This window comes from Bradyrhizobium sp. SRL28 (assembly GCF_018596315.1).
GTDB lineage: Bacteria > Pseudomonadota > Alphaproteobacteria > Rhizobiales > Xanthobacteraceae > Bradyrhizobium.
Genome location: NZ_JAHEAG010000185.1, coordinates 1 through 773 on the forward strand (window position 1 = coordinate 1; position 773 = coordinate 773).

Genomic DNA, 773 nt, shown 5'->3' on the forward strand with positions numbered 1-773 from the left:
CCTGACTGCGCCATGTGTTTCTGGGGCGAGGCGCTGGTGCTCGGTCCCAACATCAATCTCCCGATGCCGGAGGACGCGGTCGCGCCAGCCTATGCCGCCGCGCAGAAGGCGAAGGCGCTGGCCGGGAAAGCGAGCCCGCGCGAGCAGGCGCTGATCGGCGCCATCGCGGTGCGCTACGGCAGCGATCCCAAGGCCGCCCGCGCACCACTCGACGCGGCCTACGCGGCCGAAATGGCGAAGGCAGCAAAACAGTTTGCCGAAGACGACGAGATTGCCACCCTCTATGCCGAGGCGGTGATGGATCTCAGCCCCTGGGACTACTGGAAGCCGGGTGGCCGCGACGCCAAGCCGCAAAGCGTGCCGATCGTGCCGACGCTGGAGCGCGTGCTGGCGCGTAATCCCAATCATGCCGGCGCTATTCACCTTTATATTCATGCCGCCGAGGCGTCGGACCGGCCCAAGCGCGCCGAGCCCTATGCCGACAAGTTGCGCGGCGCTATTCCCGGCGCAGGCCATCTCGTGCACATGCCGAGCCACATCTATTATCGGGTCGGCCGTTATCTCGACGCGCTGGAGGACAACAAGACCGCGGTCAAGGTCGATGAAAAATACCTGACCGAGACCAACGCGCCGATGGGCGTCTACAGGCTCGGCTACTATCCGCACAACGTGCACTTCGTGATGGCGTCGGCGCAGATGGCCGGCGACGGCCCGACGGTGATTGCGGCTGCGGAGAAGCTCGGCCAACTCATTCCCAGCGAGGCTGCCAAGTC

General features: G+C 65.7%; 1 pseudogene. It reads left to right on the plus strand.

Features of this window, described 5'->3' with window-relative positions:
* Positions 1–12: 12 nt before the first annotated feature.
* Positions 13–773 (plus strand): annotated as a pseudogene (locus tag KIP88_RS45905) (hypothetical protein); the annotation flags it as partial.